Consider the following 21,211-nt stretch of genomic DNA (forward strand, 5'->3'; position numbering starts at 1 on the left):
GTTGGGTGGGGATCGATGCTGATATTGCCATCTGCTATCAAGGCGATCGTCGCCCGCGAAGCCTTTGCCAAGGCGGGCGACGCCGACCTCGAAATGCGGCGTCGTCTGCCGCCCGTTGCCGTGCCGCAAAAAAGCTATCTCGAATTCGTCACGACCTGGGGATACGTCCGGTTCGAACTGCTGGACGACCCGTGCGAATTCACCTTTGCCTATGACGCGCAGGACGCCGCCACGAACCTGCGATCATCGGTCAGCATGTTCATGGCCGCCGACAAGGTCGCCCAATATTATCAGGGTCTCGTCCTCGACGTCGATGACGACCTGCCCAAGTTCCCCGCCCATATGCTGCCGATCTGCTTCACGCCCGGTCCAAGCCACGCCCTGCTCGAATTCGGCGCCGCGAGCGACGTTGTGTGGTTCTGGGACTTCGAGGGCGAGCCGTGGCACGGCGACACTGGCGTGAACCTCGGCTTCGTGGCCCCGACCTTCCAGGCCTTACTCGAGGGATTGCGCGTACCGGCTCCGTGACATCGTATTCGTCGCGCGTTCCTCGACCAGGTCGCCAGGAACATCGCCATCGCGCCGACGTCGGTTCGCGAGAGGCCAGGCTCACGCCTGCCACCTAGCACGTCGTCTCTCCTGTGCCGATCGCATCGGGACGGCCCGGCAGCCTTCCCGGTGTGCCCCTGCGCGGCGGCGGCGCTCCCGTCCGCCGCACTGGCGCCGCCTCGCGCTACGGAACCGCGCCAGGCGATGAACGCACCCGTGTCGGACCTGCGGGAAACGCGGAAGCTCTCAGCCCGAATCCCCATTGTCCATGGCCTCGTGCGCCGTCCTGCAAACGCCAGGCACGCCGCCCGCTTGAGGGGATGAACGCTACGCCCGGGCGGGGCCGCCGCAACCCCGGATTATCCGGCCGTGTTGAGGCCTGACGGCCTCTGCCCGCACCACCCGGAAAATTCGGGATTCCCCTGCGCTTCGCTCCGGTGCGCCGGCCCCTCTGACCCGGGCCTTCGCGATTGTCCATCCCAGCGGGATCGGCCCGCTGGCGCTTCGCAAAGGCACAGCATCATGAACAAGGTTTTTCTTTCGGGCCGTATCACTTCGGACATCACCCGCTTCGGCACCGACAGCAAGGGCGGCGTCAGCTTCTCCCTCGTCACCTCCAAGCCCGTCATCAAGGACGGCCAGGTCCAGAAGGACGGCAACGGCTACGCCGAAACCTACGACGAGTTCCACACCGTCAAGGCCTTCAACGGGCTCGGCAAGTCGGTCGCCAACCACAAGAAGAAGGGCGACAAGCTCATGGTGGTCGGCGAGATCCGCTACAGCAAGAACGAGCGGGACGGCCGCACCTTCTACAACACCGACATCGTCGCCGAGGAAATCGAGTTCCTCTGACCCCCGGACGGGCGGCCCTTGGGCCGCCCCCTTTCCTTTTCACGGAGACGATAGATGTTCCAGCTTTCCAGCTTCGAAGAGATCGCCGGGGTCGCCCAAGGGACCGAAGTCCTCAACCCCAACCTGGTCGCCCGCATCCGCCGGGCCGCCGACCAGCTCAATCCCCACGAGATCGCAGCGCACCTCGCAGGCGCGATCACCGAGGCCGCGGACGCCGCCCATATCCGCTCGTTCGAGGAAGCCCAGTTCGGCGAAGCCAGCGCCGATGCGATCGTCGACTGCGAGTATCATGACGAACTCGCCGCCGCCTGGTCGCTGGTGGCCGCCGAGCATCAGCTCGTCAGCCCCGATCTCCTCTTCACCTTCGACGGGTCGGTCCACTGACCCATCATTCCTTTGTCCCCAAGGATATCACCCATGTCGTCAACAGCACGTCTCCGCCGTCCCCGCACCCATGGCTACGGCATCATTCTTAACCACCGCCTGGCTTGGTGGCTGTTGAATTTCCCTGACCTCGACAGCGTTCCGACAGGCTCGCGCGGACGATGATCGATGCGACGCTTCATCCGGTTCCATCAGGTTTCATCTCGGCGCTGGCCGCGCTGCCGCGCGAGGACCAGCCGGTGCTCGCCATTTGTCTCAGCGGCTATACCTGCTCGACCTTCGAACTGCTCACGGCCCGCTATATGCCGACCTCCCGGCCGCGCTCGCCGTGGCGCGACATCTCGGGTGACGCGGTCGGCGACAGCGGCAGCGATATCATCGGCTGGTGCGAGGCCGCCGACTGGATCAGGCCGGTGTGACGGCAGGCACCGCCGCGCGCGCCGGGCCCTTTGCCGGTCCCGGATCTGGCGTTGACGGGTTCGCCTTGTCGAGCGCGCCACCGACCTTGGTCGCGACCTCGTCGAGCGTCGCCATCAGGCGATTGAGCTGCGACAGATTGCCGCTCAGTTCGGGGCCATAGCGGATCGAAAGATATTCCCGGCCCTCGCTGAGTTTGCCGAGATGCTCGAGCGTGCGTTGTCGCAGCCGCAGCGCAGATACCGCGGGGTTCGCGGTGCGCTTGCGCAGGTCGTGCTGGTAACCCCGAATCTCGGCCGGCTTCACGCCCCGCGCCAGCAGCAGCGCATTGAGGTAAAGCTCGATCGCCTGGATCGCAGTCATCCGCGCCGGCGCCCAGCTCGACGGCTTGCCCCGCTTGCCGCGGCCCATCAGATCATGCGCCGCGCCGCGATATTCGTCGGCGAGCTGCCTGATGTTGTTCGGTGTCGCCACTTCGCCCGGATAGGGCTTCGATTCCCCCTGCATCGCGCCAGTCTATGACGCGATGCTGAAAGTTCCAATAATGTTCCAGCGCAAGACGAGATGGCACAGGGGCGGCGCATCCCGTACCGCGCTACGCGCCGGGCGGAACCCGGACTCTATTCGCTAAGCCGCGGCCGGCCTGTGGCCGACCCCGGCTAACCTCACGGAGCCGCGCGGGGCGCGTCTCCGCCCGTCCGGGTTACGATCCCCTTGCGGGATGGTGACGCAAGGTGAGGTTTTACACCCCTGTTCCTCTCTTGTGTCTGCCTAGTGTGGCATGCGGGGTTGGCCGTCCGTCAAGCATGAGCGGTCCCCCCAATTTTCAGTCCGCGCCCGCGTGCCGCGGACCCGTCCGGAAAATCGGTTCCCCCACTCCCCGCGCAGCGGCGGCGACCGGAGACCGGTCGCCGTGCCTGACCTCCCTGACCACCGCATGCCCCGAGGCAAGCCTCATCGAATGGATGAGTTTCTTGAAAACCTTTGGAGGCTCCAATGACCAAATCCTTTGCAAACTTCGCCGATCTCGCCAGCCACATCGCCGCCGAGACCGGAGCAGACGAACGCAGCACGCTCTATTCGGGCGCTTTCCTGGAACATGACGAACGCGCCAAGCTGTCGCCGGTCGACGAGAGCGAGCAACTCGACATGCCCGATCCCGACCAGGCGCGCGCGGCGGTCGAGATGGTGATGGCGACGCTGTTCGATGTGTTCCGCGATACCCGGCTGGAAGCCTTTGCGGGTGACCTCGCATGGGGGTTCGTCAACAGCTTCCATGTCGTGGCGAAGCGCATCAGCGACCGCGAGGACGATGCCGCCAAGGAACTCGGCGATCTCGCGCGCAGCTTCGAACCGAGCGAAATCTACGCATCGCAGATCGAGGACGCCCAGCTCCTCTGCCAGACGCTGCAAGGGTGCCGCGACGCCATGGAATGCATGCGCGACCACGCCGCCGAAGTCTATCGCGTCGAGACCGGACGGCCCTACGCTCCGACGCGTGGCAGCCGGGTATCGAAGGGCGTCACCGCATCGATGATCGACGCGCGTGATTTTCTCGCCGCACGGGGCCGGGAACGCCGCGAGCAGTTCAACCCTGAAGGCCCCGTCGTCGCCTTCTCGGGCGGTCAGGTCTGGGAAGATCATGACCTGCTCTGGAAGGGACTGGACTCGATCAAAGCACGCGTCCCGGAGATGGTCCTCGCGACGACCGCACAGGCCAAAGGCTGCGACGCGATTGCGCAGGCCTGGGCGGCAGCGCGCGGCGTGAAGGTCATCATGTTCCGCCTGGACCGCAGGTTGGGCGCCAAGGCCGCGTTCGTGCGCAACGATCGCCTGCTCGCCCTGAAGCCGGTGGAAGCGGTGGTCTGCGAAGGCAGCGGTATTCAGATGAACCTCGCACAGAAACTGCGCCAGGCAGGCGTTCCCCTCCACGTCGTGAAGCTGTCCCAGCAGCGCACCTCAGAGCGCACCATCCGGCGGGCCTGAGCGCCCGTCGGCCGAGAGGCTCCGGCATCCGCCGGGGCCTCTCGTGCCTCTTTCTCGCGTGGTTCCTGCGGCGCGCCGGGCATCGAACCCGGCGCGCCGCACCCTTGGACGTGCCCCGGGACAGCCCGCCGCTGGCGGCCAAGGGAGGAAAGGAGGGCGGGAGACGGGCAACTTCCAAGGAGCCAAAGGCCATGTCCATCCTGTTCCGCATCGCCGTCCCCGCCGACGAGACGACCGATCCGTATGCGATCATCACCGCGCGGCAGCTCGCCGCCTTTCGGAGGTTTCTCCGCGCGGAAGGCGACCGGCTGGGCGTGGCGCTGCTCGAGCCCGACGAATATCTCGGCGACAGTTTCGAAGCGCGCGTCTGTCCTCTGGCTCTGGCGTCGATCACCGCCCGGTTCGACCACGAGCCCACTGTCATCGCGGTGGTGGAAGAAGCGCAGTTCCGTGTCCGTCGGGTCATGGTCCACCGCGACCGCACGGCAGCCGAAATCCGCATGCGCGTCGCGCTGACATCGGATCGGGGTCTCGAACTCGATCTCGCCTACGGCAACGCCTATGCCCTGCTCGAGGCCCTCGAGATCGAGGCCGAAAGCGTTGGCGACATCGCGCTTGATATGGCACAGGACCGGCTCCGAGATCCGGCCACGGCCGCCCGCGCAAGAGCGCGATGCGTCGATCACTATCTCCCTCGTCTGGAGACGCTGCTGATGACGGCACCGGACCCTGCCGTCGCCCGCCTCAGCTGGGCATGACGTCCGGCGTCTTGCGGCGGAGAAGTGCGTCGATCCGGAATGTTGAGGGGCTGTGAAACGACACCGGGCGCGGTGAGGTCCCGGCTCGCTCGCGTGCCATGCGGTCCCGTCGGACCGCACGCCGCTACGCATTGCCAGGGGGGGGGCCTCACGAGAGGAAAAATCTCTCACAGTTTTCCCATGATGTCGGGCGAACGAGGCCGCCTCAAGGACGGCGGGGCCCCACCATTTTCTTCGGCGGATCGGGCGGCAGTTCGTCCCTTCGGCGGCAGTGGCCGCCGAAGAAAATCGTGACCCCCACCGCCGCTACGCGGCCCGCTGCGCGGGTCCTTGACCCGGCCCCGCCCGCCCGACGCGACTGCCCCTGTCATTCAAGACAGACAGGAGCCAAACATGCAGACGATCACGACCGCCGCCGCCGACAACGCCGCCTACTTCGCCGCGGTCACGAATGCATCGCGCCGCGCCCAGCGCAGCTACTTCGACCAGCACGTCATCGAGGACAGCGAACTGGGCTACCTCGCCATCGACGAGGGCGATTACGGTGCGCTGAGCCAGGCGATGATCGACCGGATCGTCTACACCGCACCGGGCGGCCTCATCGACGAATATTGAGGCCGGGACGGGGAGGGGCTTGGCGGCCTCTCCCCTTTTTTTGTGTAAGGATCAGTCGGACATGAGGGGCATCGAGCCCCCCATGTCCGAGCCGCGACGCCGGGTCGCGGCAGGGGGTGGTTCAGGCGGTGAGGCGCTTTTCCACCTCGTCGATTCCGAGGGACCGAATACGGGTCATCAGACCGGACAGGCGCTTACTATCGACCTTGAGCAGGCCCGCTTTTTCGACGGCATGAATCGCTGCCTCCCGCTCCTTTTCCGCAAGTCTCTGCCTGCGCCCTTCCAGTTTGCGTTCGTCCTCTGCGAGCGCCGCGCGCTCCTGTTCCAATGTACGTGCCATAGGGGCCTCTTGGTTCACGCTGATCGGGCTATGAACGAGGGGTATAGTATCGGGGCCGGCGCGATGCTGGAAGGAAAAGATGAGGCGGCGGCTCGGCGGGGCGAAGCGGCCCAGCCGCCGGGCTCTATTCGCTAGGCCGCTGACCGCTGGAAGGAGCGGTCAGCGGGCAAGCTCACGGAGCCAAGGCGAGGCCTTGTCTCCGCCCGTTCGGGTCACGAACCCTGCCGTTTGTAAGGACCATTGATCCGCATCACTATGGACGGAAGCACCCGTCCAGCACGGCCCCTCTAGCGAACCCGGGCTTCACCGAATGCGTGCACAACATTCCGTCCGCCGGACGGCCCGACACCCCGCCGGAGACAAGTCCCACCCATGAACCATGCGAGCCCAGGACGGCCCGGGGATAGGGATCAACCCTGGCGCAGAGTAGCACACCGAACGCACCGATGGTGCAAGAGTTCTGATGTAAATCCAGCTACTTAGTCGGAAATCAATCTGTGGGGCGTCGTGGGACAGCGTTTGGGCTGGGCAAAATTTCCAACAAATATGCCCTTTCAGCGTGATACGGACGAACACGGTCGAATGGCCCTACGCGAATTCCTTGCCGGCGCAGCGTCGATCCGATATAAGCAGCAACGCTTTCTGAGACCCCACCAGCCTCCCTGCTAGGAGGCCTGGTTTGACCACTCCCTACAAACACTGCACGGTCCGCCTCGACCGGGGCAAATATGACCGCCTGGTCGCGCTCGCCTCGGAGCGTGGCTGCACTCCATCCGATCTCTTGCGCGCAGCTGTCGACGGCTTTCTTGGCTCTGTCGATGTGCTCAACACGAGCAATCGTCGGATCGCACGGATCAGCGAGTTCCAGCATCTCGCACTCGACATCATCATCCGCGAGCAATTTCCCGAATATCGCGACCGGATCATCGTCGAAACTGACAAGCGTCTTGAGCAATATCATGGCGCATAAGGACATCCGGAACGACGGCCGACCGATCCCGCTCACCCACCACAGCGCGCGCGGCCGCGTGCAGCGCAACTCGGGGAATTTCACGCGGGGCTCGCAGCTTCTCACCCACGAGATGCTGATGTGGTTCTCGGGCGCGAAGTTGCCCTTGCTGCTTTGGTTCTTCGCCTTCCTCATCGCCTGGTCGATCATCGTGTCGATCAAGCTCGACGAGCATGGCTTCCAGCTCGTCTGCATGAAGATTTATTCGGCGCTGTGGAATTGGGTCGACCTCGATCCGAACAAGCGCGTCAACGTCACGCTGCCCAATGGCGAAATCATGCGAACCGTCATGAAAGCGGTCCCCTATATCCCGGAGGTCATCAAGGCCTGGGCCGTCGCGATGCGGGGTCTGGTCGGCGCCATCCTCGTCTCGACCTTCCTCACTATCCCGCTGACGATCTGGTTCGTCGATATCTCGCATCGTCGTGGTCGTTCGATCCTTCAGGAACGCCATGAGCGCGGCGCCATGCTCGTCGATCGCCCCGTCCTTCTCGCCGAGATCAATGCCCATAACCGGGCGAAGTTCGAAGAAGACGCCGCCGATCTCTTTCCGCGGCTTACCCCGGCGCAGGTGATCGCGCTGCCATTTCGCGCCCGCAAGGACGCCGGCATCCACCATCCCTACACGCTTGCCGGCATCCCCTATCCCCACCGCATGGAGCAATCGCACTCGATGCTCATCGGCACCACCGGCTCGGGCAAGACCACCGAGCTTCGGAGCCTCGTTTCACAGATGCGCGAGCGCCAGGACACGGCCGTCATCTTCGATCTCACCGGCGCCTATGTAGAGGCCTTCTACGATCCGCTGCGCGACACGATCCTCAATCCGATGGACGCGCGATGCCCGGCCTGGTCGATCTTCAACGACTGCCGTACCCACAGCGAGTTCACCGCTGCCGCCGCGGCGCTCATCCCGTCCGACGGCGGGTCCTCCGAACCCTTCTGGGCGCTCGCCGCGCGCACCCTCTTCATCGAAATGTGCGTGCGTCTGATGGAGCGCGGCCAGACCACCAATCTCGCGCTCGCCGAGAATCTGATGACCGCCGATCTGAAGCGCGTTCATCGCACCCTTGCCAACACCATCGCCGACCCGCTGACCGCGCCCGAAGCGGCACGCATGGCGGAGTCGATCCGGGCCGTCTTTAACACTAACGCCCAGGTCCTGCGCTTCCTGCCCGATGCCGGCGAGCAATTCTCGATCCGGGACTGGATCACCCAGGACAGGCAGCCCGGATCGATCCTGTTCGTCACCTCCAACTATGTCGATCTGCCGATGAACCGGGCCCTGCTGACGCTGTGGATGGACATTGCCATCAATCGGCTCATGACGCTGCCGCGCACCCGGTCGCTGCGCATGTGGTTCATGTTCGATGAGCTGGGAGCACTGCACCGCTTGCCCGCGATCGAGAACGGCCTTCAGACCGCGCGCGCCTTCGGTGGCGCGATGATCCTGGGCATCCATAGTTTCGAGAAACTGGTCGAGGTCTATGGCGAGCAGGGCGCGCGCAATCTTGCCTCGCTCGCGCGCTCCAAGCTCATTCTCGCCACCGCCGATCTCGACACGGCCGAGCAGTGCGCACGGTATATCGGGAACCGCGAAGTGCGGCAGATGGATGAGGCCTATAGCTATGGCTATAACAACACCCGTGACGCCTCGACGCTCACTCCGCGCAAGCAGGTCGAACCGCTCGTCATCGCCGACGACATAACCAACTTGCCCTCCATGCACGGCTTCGTGAAGTTCCCCGACGGCTTTCCGGCCGCGCGCATCCTGCTCGAGTGGAAGGACTATCCCCAGGTCGCACAGGGCTTCATCGCCCGCCCCGATATTCAGCCCGTGCGGTCAAGGCGCGGAGAGGAGGTGTTCGAAGAAAAGGGGGCCGGGGAGGCCGGTGGGCGCGATGGCGCCGGCCTGGTCGTGGAAGAGGTCTCCGATACCGCCAATCTCGCGCGGGATCTTGCCGTGCGCATCCTGTCCGCCGAGGTCGAGGAAGAGCCCGAGGCAGCCGCCGATCGAGCCGCGCAGCGCGGGGATGACCAGGGCGATCAGACGGTAGCGCCCGCCGCCGCCGAGCGGGCGCAGACCGCGCGGGCCGGCGGGGAGGAACAGCCTGTCGCCAGCCGCGATCGGGACGACCGGCGTGGAGATCGGCATGGTCCCGCGCCCCAGGTCGAGGATCAGACCCTTGCCGAACTGCGCCAGGACTTCTCGGCAGGCCCGGATCATGACGGCATGGACATGGGCATCTGATGCTCTCGGTCGCCGCCATCCGCTCCGCCTCCGGCGCCGCGAGCTATTTCGCTAAGGACGACTATTACACGGTCGAAGGCTCGTCCGAGATCAGCGCCTGGGGCGGGGAGGGCGCCCAGGCGATCGGCCTGTCGGGCGAAGTCTCGAAGGAGCCGTTCGAAGCCATATTGAACGGCGTGCTTCCGAGCGGGGAGGGTGTGGCGCAAGTGGAGAACCGGCGGGCGGGTCTCGATCTCACTTTCTCTATGCCGAAATCGGCGAGCGTCATGGCCTATGTCGCCGGCGACAAGCGCGTGCTTGCCGCCAACATGACGGCAGTCAGGCAGACCATGGCCTGGGTCGAGAAGAACCTCGTTGAGGGGCGCAAGGACGTCGAGGGGCGAAAGGTGCCCGTCCAGACCGGCAACCTCGTCTATGCGCTCTTCCAGCATGACACGAGCCGCGCGCGCGACCCCCAGGCCCATATCCACGCCGTCATCGCGAACCTCACCCGCATGCCCGACGGAAAATGGCAGGCGCTCCATGCCGACAAGCTCTGGAGCCACAACAGCATCATCGGCTCGATCTATCATGCCTATCTCAGGGTCGAACTAGAGCGGGCAGGCTATCAGCTCGACATGAAGGGCAAGCACGGCACCTTCGAGATTGCCGGTGTCCCCAAGGCGGTGCTCGCCGAATATAGCCAGCGCCGCGAGGAGATCCTCGACCGGGCGACGAAGCTCGGCATCAAGTCACCCGAGGGCCTGCGCGAAATCACCCAGCGCTCACGCGACCCCAAGCTCCAGGTCGAGGATCGCGAAGCCCTCAAGCAGGAGTGGGCGGACCGTGCCGCCGCGCACGGGTTCGACGGCAAGGACCTGCGCGCGGCCGCGGAAGCCCGCGCCGGGATGAGCTCGCGCGACAGCGCGATCGAGCGCGGCTACCGGGCGATCACCGACGCCATTGCGGTCGCACGGGGCAGGGTCGGCGAATTCCTGCGCCCGCGCGATCCCCTCGTGGATCACGGTCTTGCCCGCGCTGTCCGATCGCCGGACGAAGCCCGGACGCAGCTCGCGGTCGCCTCGGCGGTGCGCATCCTGTCCGAACGCGAGGCGGCCTGGCCGCTCAACAAGCTCGGCGCGACCGCGCTCGATCTGGGATTGAAGGGCGTGACGATGGCGTCCGTCGAGCAAAGGATCGAGCGGCTCATCCAGGGTCGCCGGCTCATCCCCGGCGTCGCCACGGCCGTCGACCGGACGGGCCGGATGGTGACCACACCGGAAGCCCTGCGCACGGAGGAACGGATCCTTGCCGCTGTCGAGCAGGGCAGGGGCCTGGCCGCCCCGATCGTACCGGCGACCGATGCCGTCTCCCGGCTGCAGGCGGCCGCGGACCGCCCCCTCAATCCCGGCCAGCTCGCGGCCGCGACCCTGATCCTCACCTCGGCCGACCGCACGGTCTCGGTGCAGGGCGTCGCCGGCGCCGGCAAGTCGACGATGCTCGGCGCGGTCGCGCGCGTGGCGGAGGCCGAAGGGCGCGTCATCACCGGTCTTGCCTTCCAGAACAAGATGGTCGCGGACCTCTCGGAAGGCGCCGGCATCAAGGCGCAGACCATCGCGTCGTTCGTGCTTGCCAACGAGCGGTTCATCGCCGAGCGCGGTACCCCGCGCTTCGAGGCCGCGCGCGAGAAGTTCGCCGGCACGATGCTGGTCGCCGACGAAACTTCGATGGTCTCGTCGGCCGATATGCTGAAACTCCACCAGATCAGTGAGGCGCTGGGCGTCGACAAGCTCGTCCTGGTCGGCGATCGGCAGCAGCTCTCCTCGATCGATGCCGGCAAGGCCTTCGCGATGATCCAGGCAGGCGGCGGCACCATGGCGCGCATGGATCAGAATATCCGCCAGCGTACCGATCTGCTGCGCACCGTTGCCGCGCTCGCCAATGTCGGCAAAGCCAGCGCCGCGATGAAGGTGCTGGGCGACCGGGTCGTCGAGTCCGGCGCCCCGGCGGAGCAGGCGGCCGACATGTGGCTCGCGCTTGGCGCTGCCGATCGCGAGGTAACGGCGGTCTTCGCCTCAGGGCGCGACGCGCGCGCGACCATCAACCAGCGGATCCAGGACGGCCTGGTCGCGGAAGGGTCGGTGAAGGGGCCTTCGGTTCACCTCACCGTCTACGAGCGGGTCAACACGACCCGTGAGGAGCTGCGCTACGCCTCGACCTACCGGGCCGGGCAGACGCTCGAGGTGGGGCGCGGCGGCGCGCAGGATGTCGGCCTCAAGGGCGGCCGCTACGACGTGCTCAAAGTCCACGCTAACGGCAAGGTCGATCTGGCCGATGGGCGCCGCAAGATCCGGTTCGATCCCCAGAAGCTCTCCCCGACCGAGCAGCGCGACCGGCTCCAACTGGCCGGGAAGAAGAGCATCGAACTGCGCGAGGGTGACCGCATCCGCTGGACCGCCAACGACAAGGATCGGGGGCTCCTCAATGCAGCGATGGCGCGGGTTGTCGGGATCGATGAGGACGGCGTTCGCGTCGAGACCGCGGACAAGCAAACCCTCACACTCGGCCTCGGCGACCCCATGCTCTCGCGGCTCGACCTTGCCTACAGCCTCAACATGCACATGGCGCAGGGCATCACCACCGACAAGGCGATCACCGTCATGTCGTCGCACGAGCGGCACCTTTCGAACCAGCGCCTGTTCAACGTCGGCGTCACGCGCGTGCGCGACGAACTGACCTTGGTGGTCGACGACAGGGAGAAGCTCGAACGGCAGCTCGACCGCAACCTCGGCAACAAGACATCCGCCCTCGAAACCCTGGGTCGGCTCGATATCGACGGGAAGAAGGGACCCTCGTCCCAGCCGTCGGTGCCGTTCGATCCCGGCCCCATCGATGGGATGGATCTGCCCGATCTGCCGCCGCTCCCAAGCGATCTGCCGCCTCTGTCGCCTGGCCCGGCACACTCGGCCGAGGAGGCGAAGGCGCCGCCGCCCGATCTCAAACCCGATCGGCGTGACCAATTGCCGCCGCTGCCCGAACGCAGCCTTGGCCTCGACTTGTGATGCGAAGCGGCCGGCACGGCGCCGGGTGAGATGAAGGAGGACATGATGGGTCGGGAATTTGAACGAGCCGGCAAGTTGGGCAGCGAGCGCACGACCGAGACGTGCGTCGAGTGCCCCGGCGCCGACCGGCGCGACCTGCCGATAACGCAAGGCGGATGAGGTGGAACTCAGCATTTACCGATCACTGCTCGAGCGCGGCACGCGCAGCCGCGCCGAGGGGCGCTGAAATGGATGAATTGAGAACGCGAACCATGGAAACTTTGAACATCGGCGGCCCTATGGAGCGTGCGATCCTGCCGGTTGTTATCCTTGCGGGCGCGCTGTGAATCCTTCTCGCGCTGCTGTTGGGAGGGGGTGGTTCCATCCGGCTCGCCCCGGTCGCCAAGCCGTTCATGACCGGCCGGGAAGAGGCCATGCTGATCGTGTTGGAGGAGATATTCCCGATGTACCGCTTCCATGCACAGGTCGCGATGGGCGCTCTTCTCAAGGCTCCCGCATCAATCGGGCGCCGGGCGACATCTGCGGATCGCAACGCCTTCTCGCAGAAGATCGTCGATTTCGTGGTGCAGGATCCCACGACCGGTCGTGTCGTCGCCCTGATCGAGGTTGATGACGGCTCCCACAATGCAGCGCGCGACCGGATCCGCGATACGATGACAGGCGCCGCCGGTTACCGGCCCTTCCGGATACCGGCGTCCGTTCGTCCGACCATTCCGGCAGTACTCAGAATCGTCCACCCACTTCGTGAAGACTTGGTGCAGGGGCGGCGCCAGGACTAATTTACCATAAGGATAGATGACTGCCTCGGGCCTGGCCCCACATCAAGCGTTGGCTCTGGTCACACGCCTCGCGCAAGAAGGTAGAGGCTTGACGAAGCGGCGGGATATTGATGCACTTCAAACTGAGTGACAACCCGCTGGGAGGCATGCTCATGTATAATCATATACTCATTTCAACTGACGGATCGGAAACTGCCCAGAAGGGCGTGGATCATGGTCTTGCCTTGGCCAAGGCCCTGGGTGTCAATGTCACCATCATGACCGTTACCGAACGCTTTCCCGTATATTCAAGTGGAGTGGGTTACGATCTCGCTTGGAGCGAGGCTGCACTGACCGAATATGCTGAGGGACAGAAAAGCGCAGCCGAGGGCATCCTCGCTAGCGCGAAGGACTCGGCCGAGCGGCTCGGAGTAACCACAGAAATCCTCCATGTGCCTGACGCGGAGGTTGCCGAGGCAATAATCGCTGTGGCCAAGGAGCGCAATTGCGGACTTATCGTGATGGCGTCGCATGGACGCAGAGGATTGGGTCGGCTGATGCTCGGCAGCAAGGCATTCGAAGTGCTGACCCACAGCGTGATCCCGGTGCTCGTGGTGCGCTGACCTCATTTTGAACGAGCTCGGGCGCCATATCCAGCCTTCCTACCCTTATCGCGCCGAGCATGCAGACGCTTGCACAATGAATTTGCGTTGCTCTGGCTTGGCGACGTAGCGATTTTGTCCGCAATATTTCTTGGCTGAACACCGATAGAGAAGAACATATAGTAGAAGTTTTGGGCGATATTTTCTCTTGGCCGCACCTCGCCATGCTCGGAGCCAATTTTATCCGGTTCCCAGCTGCTGCAAAAACGAAAGGGGACAAAGCGGGACCAGCACATTATATCGATCCCATGGTTTCATTTTCATCATGGACGCGGCCGGAACTAGCGATTGATTTCGGGACTGCGAACCTACGGGTCATCGATCGCGATGCGGGTGTTGTTTTCGATGAGCCGTCGCTGTGCTGTTTTACAGATCTTGGCACCGCTCCGCGCCTGGTTGCGGCTGGAGCTGCTGCTCAGGCCATGGTGGACCGAACCCCGCCCAAGTTGGCAGTACGGCGCCCGCTGCGCAGGGGTGTGCTACAGGACATTCACACTGCTACCGAATTACTTCGGTATGCCATTCCAAAGGAACTGAAGCGAAAGCCATGGCGCAAGGCGCGCGCTCTCATGGGAGTCCCCGCGGACGCGACGCAAGCCGAGAGGCGCGCGCTGTTCACCGCTGCTATCGATGCCGGGCTAAGCCCTCAGTTGGTTCTGGAGCCGTTCGCGGCGGCTCTTGGCGCTGGTGCTCGAGTGGATGAGCCGCGTGGCGCACTCATCGTGGAATGCGGTGCCGGCACCACCGAAGTGGCCGTCATTTCACTTGGAGGAATGTGCCTTACGCGTTCAGTGCGCGCGGGTGGCGCGGCCCTCGACCAGGCGATCACTGATCACCTGCATTTTCGACACAAGATTTTGATCGGCCGTCAAAGCGCCGAACGCATCAAAAAGGATTATGCCGCTCTTCATGCCGAGGCCCCGTCCGGCGATGGGCTGATCGAGGTCCGAGGACGAAGCCTCGTGTCGATGGCGCCTCAATCGCTGCATATTTCCTCTGCTGAAGTCGGGCGCGTGGTAGAAAAGCACGCTACCCAGATCGTTGCCGTCATACGCGACGTTCTCAACGAAACGCCGCCGGAACTCAGCCACGACGTACACGTAAATGGGATCCTCCTCACCGGCGGCAGCGCGCTCGTGCCGCAGTTGCCGCGAATGATAGAGCGTGAAACCTCCGTGCCGGTGGTTGTCGCTCAACACCCCTCGCTCTGCGTGGCTCAGGGCCTTCATCATATGCTTCAGGGCTGAGCATCGAGCGTTCGCCGTTCGACACGCGATCGATCAGCAGAAGCGCAGAATGAAGGATCGAGCGTTTCTGGCTAAGCTGCCCCGCGTTCGCAGATTGCGTTGAATGACTCCGTTGAGCCATTTTCCGATCTGGACACCCGAGACAGCGTATGGCGACCACAACGCCACAATACATATGGAAAGAGCCAGCAGCCATTCCATAGCAAGTCTGCGGGCCGGCCCCCTCTGGCGGTCGTCTGAGAGATGATCGTAATGTCGGACCGCATCGGGTTGGCTCGGTGCAGGTCAGTGAATTTCTCCTTCCTCGCAATTGATCCGATCGATCCATTTTGATTGGAGAGAGGCATTGAAGTCGTTTCCATATAAAATGACGAGACTGCACGGACAGCTTGAGGAGGAGATCTGGAGGGAACTTAAACGGCGCACTCCCGACAATTTGCGGCTGCTGCGGCTCAATAAGGTGCGACTGCACGTCAAGGACCGCCTGTACGGCCATGTGTTCCAGGCGCGGAGGGTGTACCATACAGCGACAATCCATGGAGGCTATGCCTTGCCCAGGCTGCTGCACGGGACTGATAATGTCCGAACGCCAAGGCATCGAAATCGACTATTGCCCGGGGGGTATATGGTCTGATCGCGGCGAACTGGACAAGATCATCGAGCGCTCAGCCACCCCACCAGTTCGACTGCAAGAGCGGGATCTCCCTGATGCATGGACGCGCCTGCGTCCCCCTGACGCGCACGATAGCCGTTATCGTTCCCGGAAGAAAAAATCCTTTCTGAAAGAGCTGTTTGACTGATCGGGCTGCTCGGCCTTCGTCATCGAAGAGGAAGGCTGGCGGTTCGCATCGCACACCGCAGACCGGCCCGCAGTCCCATTAGCTGATATGAGCCGCTGTTGCATTTAAAGGACGGCATGCTATCCAGCAACCATGCGGGCCGGGCCCCTCTGGCGATCGCCTGAAAGGCGATCGTGATGTCGGACCGCATCGAGTGCGCTCGATGCTGGTCGTTAATCTAGTGTCCCATCATCTGCGCTGCTCGTTCAACTGGACCAGAATACGAGGAGGCGACCATACCGCTCCAGAAGCACCGTCCTGTAGTTCGCGATTGCGAATGTGAGGCTTGCTGTCGGGGGCGAACTTTGCCCGTCTTTGTGGGTCCAACACTTGAGGAACTTGGCTGATAGCCAGAAGGATTTTCGATGATTGGAACTACGTTTCGCAATGCCTCTGCGATTGCCATGAGTCTCGCGATCGCCGTTATGGCCGTCAGCCCGGCGGACGCCCGGCGCGGCGGCAGCTTAGGTAGCCGAGGCTCGCGAACAGCTGTTGCTCCGCCTGCCACGAAAACCGCGCCCAATCAGGCGCCGGCGGTGCAGCGGACCGCAACGCCGACCCAGGCTCCGGCGCAGAACACCGCCTCAACGCCGCGCCCGGCGACGAACACGCCCAATCGGTTTGGCGGGCTCGCAAAGGGCCTGATCGGGGGTCTCGTTGCCGGCGGCCTGCTTGGCATGCTGCTTGGCAATGGGTTTGGCGCATTGAACGGCAGCGGCATGCTGATGGCTTTGCTGCAGATGGCGCTTTTGGGTGGGCTTGCCTGGCTCGCGTTCAGGATGTTTCGTCGCCGGCCTGCCTTGGCTCCGGTAGGTGGCGTCGCCTCTTCCTCATTCGCCACCCGCCCGTTGACGGGAGCGTCACAGGGCGGGTTTGACGCCTTTGTGTCCTCGGTCGCTTCTTCTGCTCCCCTGTCGCGGGAGATTGCCATCACGACGAGCGACCAGCAAAGTTTCGAGCGTCTGCTCGTAGAGGTGCAGGACGCTTTTGGGCATGAAGATTATGCCCGGTTGCGCGTCTGCACGACGCCTGAAATCATGTCTTATCTGGCCGAGGAAATGAGCCAGAACGCGACGCGAGGCCAGCGTAACGAGGTATCGGGAACCGAGCTTCTTGAAGCGGAAGTTGCGGAAGCCTGGACGGAAGGTGGGACGGACTATGCCACGATCGCCATGCGGTACCAGAGCATCGACGTCATGCGCGATGGCAATAGCGGCGCAGTTCTGACAGGTGATCCCGATCGTCCCACTTTAACGACCGAACTGTGGACTTTTGTCAGGAGCGGACACGGCGCATGGCGTTTATCGGCCATCCAGGAAGCATGATCTCTAGGATGCCGCAAATACCAGAGCCAGTCGGAAAAAGCGCGAAAGCTTCAATTCGCCTCTAATATTGCATTCCGGCTATCAGGCCGTGGAAGACGGCCGGGTCTCTCTCTCTCTCTTTGCTGGTGGTGAATGGCGGCCTTTTCCGGGCCGCCATTTGGCCAGACTTGCGCGAGCGGCACCAAGAATCGAGAATCCCTTGAACGGCAGCCTCCGCTCGTTCTCGCCGAGCCAGATGTTCGTCGTTTGGATGGGTTTGTCGAAGACCTTGAGACCCGTGGCGCTCATCGCACGTTCCCGCCGATCAGATCGCCTGGGAATGGAGACCGCTAGGCCGGGCGATCTCGCACAGCGCTTCGCCGCTGTGCGCCGCCTCACCATTGGTGGCGAGATCGGTGATCGACACGATGCCAACCAGACGCTTGTCGCGGTCGACCACCGGTAGCCGCCGAAGCTGCTGCTGTGCCATATTGTCAAGAATGTCTTCAACCGTGTCGTCGGCATAGCAATATCTGACTTCCTGGCTCATCACGTCGCCGATTTTCGCATTTGAAGATCGCCCGGTGGCGACGGCGCGGATCGCGATGTCGCGATCAGTGATGATGCCGACGAGCCGGTCGTTCTTGCCGACCGGCAGGAATCCAGCATCGATCTCCGCCATCGTGCGGGCTGCGTCCTGCAGTGTCTCCCCCGGATCCACGATCCGGACATCTTGTGTCATACATTCGCTGACTTTCATGATATTTCCTCCGTCAGGGGAGCCGCACTTGGAGGAGGCTCCCATTGCTCAGTGCCGGAACTCCGGCTTATTTCCGGGGCGTCCGCTCTGGGTGACACCGATGCTCGGCGCGATAACGCTGCCCAACGCTTCTCGCGCATTGTCGAATTCGCGATAGACATTCTTGGAGGCCCATTCTGCTTGCCGGTAAATGGACAGGAACGGGCTGGCGATGCGAAACGGCTCGAGTGGGCAGGACCGATAACGGGTAAGTGACTGGGAGGCCATGGTGTCCTCTTCTGCCTTGATTTGGTGCTTTCAATCGCGCCGCCTGACGCTTCGGGTGCACCCGAAGGGACCGGGAAATGCCGCATCCGGCCACCTCCGCTTCAAGGTTGCCTACCCGTGTGTCGCCTTCCTTGACGTACCCGCAAAGTGAGCGGGACGCGATCACCGATCGCAACGGGGCCGGCGAGGCGACGTTCCCGCCAAAGCCCTGCCATGTGATGGACGGTGGCTATACCGGGCCAGTCCGTTCAAGACCGCATGTCTGCCCTGCCGCAATGACAGGATTTCTCCGGCACCTCAACGCCACACTCATAAGCGATCTTGGCCGAATATAGCCTAATGATCTGACTGGGGTTGTAGTTCATGTTGTCCGTGACCAGCATATGGCCCTCGATACTGACCATGTTCCTTGCAGATGGGAAGTAGGTTGCAATGAGAACATCCCAACGGCGTAGTGGACATCGAGCGAAGTGGGATTGGAGGGCGCTTGAACCCCGGCCCGATCTTGCGACAGGCTGTTCAGATCTAGCCAGTCAACGTCGAACGCGTGAAAGCACTCGCGCTGCAACATTGCTGCGTACAGCAAGCTTTCTACCATAGCGCAAAGCGGTGGTCGGCGAACTCCAGCGAAGCGCCTGAGCAATTCCCAACCCGTCCTCGCCCGCGGCAAAAAGATCCTGGGTCAGACCGACACGTAACGAATGGGTGGACAGCGCCTGGACAGCCGCCACAAGCTTGCCGGAAGGCAGGGTCACCAGACCTTGCTCATAGGCTCTGATGGCGATGCGGCGATAAATGGCGTTGACCCCCTGTCGAGTGAGCGCTGTCAGCCCAATCGAATAGGTCTTTTCCGCCGATGCGAGCTGTCGTTCCGTTCTTCCCGTGCGTCGGCGGTCGACTCCGACCCTTCGGAAAATCGGACCTTCCTCAATCATGCCCGCGTTCGTCCATGCGTGGACGCGCCGCACCGTCTCGGCTGACAACCAAGCCCAGGCGCCTTCCTGCTCCTGATCTGTTTTGGAAAAGGGGATGAACAACGTCGCTGAACCGTCCTCCTGCGATTCAATATGGTTCGCTTCCACCCGGGTCAGTTCGCTTACGCGCAGGCCAGCGTCGTACCCAAGGGATAGCAGAGCAGCGTCCCGCAGTCCTTGAAGGTCATCGCCACAGGCGTCGAGCAAGGCTGAAAGGGTAAATCCCTCCGGAGCATTGGAATCCAATGCCTTGCCAAGCCGCAACGGTGCCGCCTGCCGCTGCAGCGATCCCCTGCGCCTGCGGATGGCCTTGAGCGCCGCGCGTACGATTGCTGCCTCGGTGGGAGCCGCATTTTGGGCCAGCCCCAGCACTCGATGCAACGCACCAAGGCTTGCAACCCGTCGAGCGAGCGTCGAAGGCTTTTTCCCCCTGACATCGAGGTCGTTCACATAATGTACAAGATCTTCGGGATCAGCGGGCATGGGCGACCGGCCTTCTTTGACGCACCAGGCATGCCAGCATTCGATATCGGCGGCGATCGCCGCCTTCGTGGCTTCCGCCATGGCGGCAAGAGCGGTTTCGACGGCAAGACGGCTGACCGGCGGCAGTCCTTCGGGAACGAGCATTCCCATGGTACGAAGCAGACGTGCGTCAACCGCTTCGGCGCCCATGACGTGCGAGCGGGCCGGAAGACCCGCGCGCTGCGGTTGGACAAGGATGATTTCCTTATAAGGAGTTGTGGAGCGCTCGGTCATCACCTTCCTGTGTGTTACTCAGGGGAGGTAAACGATTTTTGCCCTCCCCCGCCGTTTTGGCGTCCTATACTTACCATAATCTCCCATTATGGTAACTAAAAAAATCGCGCGGGGAGGGGGCGTGCCTGCGCAGAGACAGCACCTCGTCTCAACAAGAATGCGATCACTTTATGTTGTCCCCGCGGTCCCAGCGCGGGTCGGATGAGTTGGCCCAGGCGCAGACAGGCTTGCACTTACCCGTCGACCATAGTTCAGCGTTCGCTCCAGTGGTGGAGCGGCATTCCCGCAGCAACGCGCCTATGATTTGTTCGCGGGCGGTCATGAAGCTGCCGTCCGGGACCGCGGAATGACATTCGATGATACGCTGCCGATGATGCCGGGATGGAGAGCCGTTCGAACGTCGTCTGTCACGGTGTAAACCGCCTGACGCTGCGCGCCGCGGTTTTCATGATCGACCCGGTATCCCTGATAATGGCGCTTGATGAGACCGGCGCGCACCAGTTCGGAGACGGCACGGCTGATCGCCGTTAAACTCGTTTCCCTGATCCGTTCGCTGACTTGAGCGTCAATCATTTGGTCAGCCTCAATAGGGTCGGTTGGCAGCTCGCCGCTGGCCGCAAGGGCAGCGCGGACTTTTTCCCTGGTAGTTCGCCGCTGGTGATGACGCGCTGCACTGGGAGCAATGGTGGCCGCGAGCCATTCCCGGATCGGTATCAGGGCGGCGCCTTCGCAAATCAGCGGACCCGCCTGCCCGTTCGCGCGGGCAACCCGCGCAATGAGGTCGAGCACCATGAAGGTATAGCGCGGCCGCGTGGAATGTTCCGCAATGATACGGACCAGATCGGGCAGGCCGGCCCTCCCCACGGGAGAGACGGGTTCGGATGAAAAGAGATCCTGCTGCATCATGGAACGAATCAAGCACAAAGCGAGACTCTTGGGAATCCGGTAAATGCTCTTCACCCCACCGGAGAACGATTTTGCCGCCTGTGTCACTTTACCACTGGTGTTCTGGTAAAGTGACACAGACGGCAACAGAACCATCGCCATGGCGCTTGCGACCGGGACAGGTTATGCAAGATCGCCCCTGAACATCAGAAGAGGTACAGTATGACGAACGGTGATCTTGCAGACCTTCTCGCCAGCGAAACCGGTTCCACAAAAGCCGATGCCCGCAAGACGGTGGATATCGTGTTCGCCGCGATCGTCGCAGCCTCTGTCAGAGGCGAGGAAGTGAGCCTCGGCGGCTTTGGAAAATTCAAGGTGAAGGAGCTATCCGCCCGTGAAGGCCGAAATCCAGCGACCGGCGAGACCATAAAAATCGCCGCCTCGAAGAAACTTACCTTCTCTCCCGCGAAGGCGGTCAAAGACAAACTCAACGGCTAGGCGACACCCGGCGCTTGGGGGTCCCATGGGTCCAAGCGCCTTCCTTGCGAGGAGCTCGT

The 21,211-nt window shown here is 63.2% G+C and carries 23 protein-coding genes; 16 read left to right on the forward strand and 7 right to left on the reverse strand.

Annotated features, from left to right (window positions below):
* Positions 1–15: 15 nt before the first annotated feature.
* The 4 genes from TZ53_RS23690 (at position 16) to TZ53_RS23705 (ending at position 2,204) form a co-directional block, all read left to right on the forward strand.
* The gene (locus TZ53_RS23690) at positions 16–528 is read left to right on the forward strand and encodes a hypothetical protein (RefSeq protein WP_044663364.1); all 513 of its coding nucleotides are present in this window, start codon (positions 16–18) and stop codon (positions 526–528) included.
* 543 nt (positions 529–1,071) lie between these two features.
* Positions 1,072–1,401 carry a single-stranded DNA-binding protein gene (locus TZ53_RS23695; RefSeq protein ID WP_044663365.1) on the forward strand — a complete coding sequence of 110 codons (330 nt, stop codon included), beginning with the start codon at positions 1,072–1,074 and terminating at the stop codon, positions 1,399–1,401.
* 54 nt (positions 1,402–1,455) lie between these two features.
* Entirely contained in the window at positions 1,456–1,785 is a 330-nt protein-coding gene (locus TZ53_RS23700) for a hypothetical protein (RefSeq protein WP_044663366.1), read from the forward strand.
* Positions 1,786–1,946: 161 nt separating this feature from the next.
* Positions 1,947–2,204, forward strand: coding sequence for a hypothetical protein (locus TZ53_RS23705; RefSeq protein WP_238320207.1), 258 nt, complete (start codon positions 1,947–1,949; stop codon positions 2,202–2,204).
* Here TZ53_RS23705 and TZ53_RS23710 read toward each other — a convergent pair.
* Complete coding sequence (locus TZ53_RS23710; RefSeq protein ID WP_044663367.1) at positions 2,191–2,709, reverse strand: hypothetical protein; 519 nt, start codon at positions 2,707–2,709, stop codon at positions 2,191–2,193. The two genes, TZ53_RS23705 and TZ53_RS23710, sit on opposite strands and share 14 nt — an antisense overlap.
* 489 nt (positions 2,710–3,198) lie before the next feature.
* Here TZ53_RS23710 and TZ53_RS23715 point away from each other — a divergent pair, with 489 nt between their 5' ends.
* The 3 genes from TZ53_RS23715 to TZ53_RS23725 all read left to right on the forward strand — a co-directional run bounded on the left by TZ53_RS23715 (position 3,199) and on the right by TZ53_RS23725 (position 5,561).
* Positions 3,199–4,188, forward strand: a complete 990-nt coding sequence (locus tag TZ53_RS23715; protein ID WP_044663368.1) for a DUF2493 domain-containing protein — start codon at positions 3,199–3,201, stop codon at positions 4,186–4,188.
* A gap of 191 nt (positions 4,189–4,379) precedes the next feature.
* Complete coding sequence (locus TZ53_RS23720) at positions 4,380–4,946, forward strand: hypothetical protein (protein ID WP_044663369.1); 567 nt, start codon at positions 4,380–4,382, stop codon at positions 4,944–4,946.
* A 393-nt stretch (positions 4,947–5,339) separates the two neighbouring features.
* Entirely contained in the window at positions 5,340–5,561 is a 222-nt protein-coding gene (locus TZ53_RS23725; RefSeq protein ID WP_044663370.1) for a hypothetical protein, read from the forward strand.
* 121 nt (positions 5,562–5,682) lie between these two features.
* Here TZ53_RS23725 and TZ53_RS26410 read toward each other — a convergent pair whose 3' ends face one another.
* Positions 5,683–5,901, reverse strand: coding sequence for a hypothetical protein (locus tag TZ53_RS26410; RefSeq protein WP_082165929.1), 219 nt, complete (start codon positions 5,899–5,901; stop codon positions 5,683–5,685).
* Positions 5,902–6,580: 679 nt separating this feature from the next.
* Here TZ53_RS26410 and TZ53_RS23735 point away from each other — a divergent pair.
* The 8 genes from TZ53_RS23735 to TZ53_RS23765 all read left to right on the forward strand — a co-directional run bounded on the left by TZ53_RS23735 (position 6,581) and on the right by TZ53_RS23765 (position 17,033).
* The gene (locus TZ53_RS23735) at positions 6,581–6,871 is read left to right on the forward strand and encodes a hypothetical protein (protein ID WP_044663372.1); all 291 of its coding nucleotides are present in this window, start codon (positions 6,581–6,583) and stop codon (positions 6,869–6,871) included.
* Complete coding sequence (locus TZ53_RS23740; protein WP_044663373.1) at positions 6,861–9,161, forward strand: type IV secretion system DNA-binding domain-containing protein; 2,301 nt, start codon at positions 6,861–6,863, stop codon at positions 9,159–9,161. The genes TZ53_RS23735 and TZ53_RS23740 overlap by 11 nt, the downstream gene beginning before the upstream one ends.
* Complete coding sequence (mobF, locus tag TZ53_RS23745; RefSeq protein WP_044663374.1) at positions 9,161–12,202, forward strand: MobF family relaxase; 3,042 nt, start codon at positions 9,161–9,163, stop codon at positions 12,200–12,202. The genes TZ53_RS23740 and mobF overlap by 1 nt, the downstream gene beginning before the upstream one ends.
* 413 nt (positions 12,203–12,615) lie before the next feature.
* Positions 12,616–12,981 (forward strand): DUF2726 domain-containing protein, encoded by a 366-nt coding sequence (locus tag TZ53_RS23750; RefSeq protein WP_238320208.1) that lies wholly within the window; start codon positions 12,616–12,618, stop codon positions 12,979–12,981.
* 152 nt (positions 12,982–13,133) lie between these two features.
* Entirely contained in the window at positions 13,134–13,583 is a 450-nt protein-coding gene (locus tag TZ53_RS23755) for a universal stress protein (RefSeq protein WP_044663569.1), read from the forward strand.
* 203 nt (positions 13,584–13,786) lie between these two features.
* Positions 13,787–14,869, forward strand: a complete 1,083-nt coding sequence (locus TZ53_RS26415) for a rod shape-determining protein (protein WP_337589262.1) — start codon at positions 13,787–13,789, stop codon at positions 14,867–14,869.
* Between the two features lie 545 nt (positions 14,870–15,414).
* Positions 15,415–15,669 carry a TFIIB-type zinc ribbon-containing protein gene (locus tag TZ53_RS26425; RefSeq protein ID WP_084694428.1) on the forward strand — a complete coding sequence of 85 codons (255 nt, stop codon included), beginning with the start codon at positions 15,415–15,417 and terminating at the stop codon, positions 15,667–15,669.
* Positions 15,670–16,112: 443 nt separating this feature from the next.
* On the forward strand, positions 16,113–17,033 hold the full coding sequence (locus tag TZ53_RS23765) for a Tim44 domain-containing protein (RefSeq protein ID WP_238320210.1): 921 nt from the start codon (positions 16,113–16,115) through the stop codon (positions 17,031–17,033).
* A gap of 81 nt (positions 17,034–17,114) precedes the next feature.
* Here the strand turns inward: TZ53_RS23765 and TZ53_RS26975 are convergent, their stop codons facing one another.
* From TZ53_RS26975 to TZ53_RS23780, 5 genes are all read right to left on the reverse strand, one after another.
* Positions 17,115–17,321 carry a hypothetical protein gene (locus TZ53_RS26975; protein WP_157009862.1) on the reverse strand — a complete coding sequence of 69 codons (207 nt, stop codon included), beginning with the start codon at positions 17,319–17,321 and terminating at the stop codon, positions 17,115–17,117.
* 16 nt (positions 17,322–17,337) lie between these two features.
* Positions 17,338–17,772, reverse strand: a complete 435-nt coding sequence (locus tag TZ53_RS23770; protein WP_044663378.1) for a CBS domain-containing protein — start codon at positions 17,770–17,772, stop codon at positions 17,338–17,340.
* A 48-nt stretch (positions 17,773–17,820) separates the two neighbouring features.
* On the reverse strand, positions 17,821–18,039 hold the full coding sequence (locus TZ53_RS26980) for a hypothetical protein (protein WP_157009863.1): 219 nt from the start codon (positions 18,037–18,039) through the stop codon (positions 17,821–17,823).
* Between the two features lie 533 nt (positions 18,040–18,572).
* Positions 18,573–19,769 carry a tyrosine-type recombinase/integrase gene (locus TZ53_RS23775; RefSeq protein WP_052628280.1) on the reverse strand — a complete coding sequence of 399 codons (1,197 nt, stop codon included), beginning with the start codon at positions 19,767–19,769 and terminating at the stop codon, positions 18,573–18,575.
* Positions 19,770–20,087: 318 nt separating this feature from the next.
* Complete coding sequence (locus TZ53_RS23780; RefSeq protein ID WP_044663379.1) at positions 20,088–20,675, reverse strand: hypothetical protein; 588 nt, start codon at positions 20,673–20,675, stop codon at positions 20,088–20,090.
* A 201-nt stretch (positions 20,676–20,876) separates the two neighbouring features.
* Here TZ53_RS23780 and TZ53_RS23785 point away from each other — a divergent pair, with 201 nt between their 5' ends.
* Positions 20,877–21,152: an HU family DNA-binding protein gene (locus tag TZ53_RS23785; protein WP_044663380.1), complete on the forward strand. Its 276-nt coding sequence runs from the start codon at positions 20,877–20,879 to the stop codon at positions 21,150–21,152.
* The last annotated feature ends 59 nt before the right edge of the window (positions 21,153–21,211 follow it).

The organism is Sphingobium sp. YBL2 (assembly GCF_000943805.1).
Taxonomy (GTDB): Bacteria; Pseudomonadota; Alphaproteobacteria; order Sphingomonadales; family Sphingomonadaceae; genus Sphingobium; species Sphingobium fuliginis.

What these genes read in the sequence shown, in the direction of transcription:
- TZ53_RS23690 (WP_044663364.1), top strand. Translation starts at nt 16, where the DNA reads ATGCTGATATTGCCATCTGCTATCAAGGCGATCGTCGCCCGCGAAGCC.
- TZ53_RS23695 (WP_044663365.1), top strand. Translation starts at nt 1,072, where the DNA reads ATGAACAAGGTTTTTCTTTCGGGCCGTATCACTTCGGACATCACCCGC.
- TZ53_RS23700 (WP_044663366.1), top strand. Translation starts at nt 1,456, where the DNA reads ATGTTCCAGCTTTCCAGCTTCGAAGAGATCGCCGGGGTCGCCCAAGGG.
- TZ53_RS23705 (WP_238320207.1), top strand. Translation starts at nt 1,947, where the DNA reads ATGATCGATGCGACGCTTCATCCGGTTCCATCAGGTTTCATCTCGGCG.
- TZ53_RS23710 (WP_044663367.1), bottom strand. Translation starts at nt 2,709, where the DNA reads ATGCAGGGGGAATCGAAGCCCTATCCGGGCGAAGTGGCGACACCGAAC.
- TZ53_RS23715 (WP_044663368.1), top strand. Translation starts at nt 3,199, where the DNA reads ATGACCAAATCCTTTGCAAACTTCGCCGATCTCGCCAGCCACATCGCC.
- TZ53_RS23720 (WP_044663369.1), top strand. Translation starts at nt 4,380, where the DNA reads ATGTCCATCCTGTTCCGCATCGCCGTCCCCGCCGACGAGACGACCGAT.
- TZ53_RS23725 (WP_044663370.1), top strand. Translation starts at nt 5,340, where the DNA reads ATGCAGACGATCACGACCGCCGCCGCCGACAACGCCGCCTACTTCGCC.
- TZ53_RS26410 (WP_082165929.1), bottom strand. Translation starts at nt 5,901, where the DNA reads ATGGCACGTACATTGGAACAGGAGCGCGCGGCGCTCGCAGAGGACGAA.
- TZ53_RS23740 (WP_044663373.1), top strand. Translation starts at nt 6,861, where the DNA reads ATGGCGCATAAGGACATCCGGAACGACGGCCGACCGATCCCGCTCACC.
- mobF (WP_044663374.1), top strand. Translation starts at nt 9,161, where the DNA reads ATGCTCTCGGTCGCCGCCATCCGCTCCGCCTCCGGCGCCGCGAGCTAT.
- TZ53_RS23750 (WP_238320208.1), top strand. Translation starts at nt 12,616, where the DNA reads ATGCTGATCGTGTTGGAGGAGATATTCCCGATGTACCGCTTCCATGCA.
- TZ53_RS23755 (WP_044663569.1), top strand. Translation starts at nt 13,134, where the DNA reads ATGTATAATCATATACTCATTTCAACTGACGGATCGGAAACTGCCCAG.
- TZ53_RS26415 (WP_337589262.1), top strand. Translation starts at nt 13,787, where the DNA reads ATGCTCGGAGCCAATTTTATCCGGTTCCCAGCTGCTGCAAAAACGAAA.
- TZ53_RS26425 (WP_084694428.1), top strand. Translation starts at nt 15,415, where the DNA reads ATGCCTTGCCCAGGCTGCTGCACGGGACTGATAATGTCCGAACGCCAA.
- TZ53_RS23765 (WP_238320210.1), top strand. Translation starts at nt 16,113, where the DNA reads ATGAGTCTCGCGATCGCCGTTATGGCCGTCAGCCCGGCGGACGCCCGG.
- TZ53_RS26975 (WP_157009862.1), bottom strand. Translation starts at nt 17,321, where the DNA reads ATGAGCGCCACGGGTCTCAAGGTCTTCGACAAACCCATCCAAACGACG.
- TZ53_RS23770 (WP_044663378.1), bottom strand. Translation starts at nt 17,772, where the DNA reads ATGAAAGTCAGCGAATGTATGACACAAGATGTCCGGATCGTGGATCCG.
- TZ53_RS26980 (WP_157009863.1), bottom strand. Translation starts at nt 18,039, where the DNA reads ATGGCCTCCCAGTCACTTACCCGTTATCGGTCCTGCCCACTCGAGCCG.
- TZ53_RS23775 (WP_052628280.1), bottom strand. Translation starts at nt 19,769, where the DNA reads ATGACCGAGCGCTCCACAACTCCTTATAAGGAAATCATCCTTGTCCAA.
- TZ53_RS23780 (WP_044663379.1), bottom strand. Translation starts at nt 20,675, where the DNA reads ATGATGCAGCAGGATCTCTTTTCATCCGAACCCGTCTCTCCCGTGGGG.
- TZ53_RS23785 (WP_044663380.1), top strand. Translation starts at nt 20,877, where the DNA reads ATGACGAACGGTGATCTTGCAGACCTTCTCGCCAGCGAAACCGGTTCC.